This is a genomic window from Faecalibacterium faecis (genome assembly GCF_040096475.1).
GTDB lineage: Bacteria > Bacillota > Clostridia > Oscillospirales > Ruminococcaceae > Faecalibacterium > Faecalibacterium taiwanense.
Window position 1 is genome coordinate 1 of sequence record NZ_JBBMEP010000045.1, and the last position, 1,856, is coordinate 1,856.

General features: G+C 53.8%; 1 protein-coding gene and 1 pseudogene. One reads left to right on the plus strand and one right to left on the minus strand.

Going from position 1 to position 1,856, the window contains the following annotated elements; genetic code table 11:
- Positions 1–701 (plus strand): annotated as a pseudogene (locus WMO17_RS12990) (recombinase family protein); the annotation flags it as partial.
- A 70-nt stretch (positions 702–771) separates the two neighbouring features.
- On the opposite strand, the gene WMO17_RS12995 reads toward WMO17_RS12990, so the two are convergent.
- A complete protein-coding gene (locus tag WMO17_RS12995; RefSeq protein WP_044953371.1) occupies positions 772–1,548 on the minus strand; it encodes a type III pantothenate kinase in 777 nt (258 codons plus the stop codon).
- Positions 1,549–1,856: the final 308 nt, after the last annotated feature.

Below are 1,856 nucleotides of genomic sequence, written 5' to 3' on the forward strand. Positions count from 1 at the left end.
GCTACTATAAATGTGCCACTGCCAAAAAGCACAAGGGCTGCAAGAAAAAGACCGTCCGCAAACAGTGGCTGGAAGATTTGGTAGTCAACCAGACCATGCAGCTTGTGAAAGACGATGCCGCTATGGAATCCATCATCGCCAAGGTGATGGAACTGCAAAATAAGGAGAACACCAACATTCCACTCTATGAGAAGCAGCTTCGGGATGCGGAATCTGGTATCCAGAATATGCTGAACGCGATTCAAGCTGGAATCCTGACCAGTTTCACCAAGGAGCGGCTGGAGCAGCTGGAAGAAACCAAGCGTGAGCTTGAAGCCCGCATTGCGGAAGAAAAGCTGGCGAAGCCGAAAGTGACCGAAGAATTCATTCGGTTCTGGCTGCTGCGGTTTCGCAAGCTGGACATGAGCCTGAAAGACCAGCGGCAGGCGCTGGTGGATACGTTTATCAATGCGATTTATCTGTATGATGATAAGGTTTTGATAACTTTTAATTATAAAGAAGGAACACAGACCGTCACCTTTGGAGAAGCGACAGAAGTTGCATCCGAGGGAAATGGTTCGGATTTGGATTGCTTTACTGCACCAAGAAAAACCAGAACACATTCGTGTTCTGGTTTTTCTTTTTTCAGTGCGCCGGGAGGATTCGAACAGCACGGCCCTGCGCAGCAGGGCAAGCAATCAGCCCAGCGGGCTGTTGCTTAGTGCGCGGTTCCCAGCGTGTAGGAATGTCTAACAACAGGCTGCGATTTTCAGCGCGCCGGGAGGATTCGAGCTATCCTTTTTTGTTTTTCATCCAGATGCGGTACAGCCCGTCTGTGATGAGGGTCTCCCGGTATAGAATGGGGGTGCAGCATGCTTCCCGGATGGGAATGGGCAGATTGCCGGTGGCGTAGAATGCTGTCTGCGGGCCAAGCTCTGCGCAGAAACGTTCCGCCAGACCGTCCAGCAGGCTGGCGGTGCCCAGTACAAAGCCGTTCTGCAGGCAGGAAGAGGTGCTCTTGCCCAGAATGGATGCAGGAGCCTTTGCGGCAAGGTCGATCTGCGGCAGCTGAGCGGTGTTCTTTACCAGTGCGCTCAGCGAGAGCTGCGGCCCGGGCAGGATCACGCCGCCCACAAGTTCCTGCTTGGCATTGACTGCCATCATGGAGATAGCGGTGTCGGCAGAGATCACCACCAGCGGCCCGGAACACTCTGCCAGTGCAGCAACAGCACCGCATAAAAGCTCGGCACCCAGCTGGGCGGGGTTGTCCAGCCGAAGCTTGATGCCGCTTTTCAGGCCGGGGCCGACCGTCAGGATGCGCGCATTGCAGAGGATACGCAAAGCGGAAAGAACCCGGCCGCTCAGCACGGGCACTACACTGCCCAGAATACCGCCTTCAATTTGTGCCGGCGATGCACCGTGCAGAGAGAGCAGATTCACCAGACGGATGGCGTATTCGTCCACCGTTGCGGCGGTATCAGAGTGCAGCCGTCCACAAAAACGCAGAGTATCCTGCTCGTAGCCGCCCACGGTGATGTGGGTGTTGCCAATGTTGACGGTGAGTATCATAAACAAAGCCCTCCTCTGCAGCGCAATATAATGTATATATGATATAATAGCGCGCCCGCCGCGGATGTTGACACAGGACATGGCGCTTCTCCCTTATAGAATAAGTATAGCTACCTTACACAGGATGCTGGGGGATGACTCCATAATACGTTTTGCCCGCCGCCTTGTCAAGAAAAAGGCACGCCCTGAAACGGGTGAAAAACGGGGGGAATCTTTGCTCTGCAAAGAAATTGGAAAAAATCTGTCAAAAAGTGTTGACAAGGAGGCGGGGGTGTGGTATTATACTTGAGCGCCAAGCGCTGAGGCAA

Excerpts from the sequence above, each read along its gene's own strand:
- WMO17_RS12995 (WP_044953371.1), bottom strand. The coding sequence starts at position 1,548 with ATGATACTCACCGTCAACATTGGCAACACCCACATCACCGTGGGCGGC.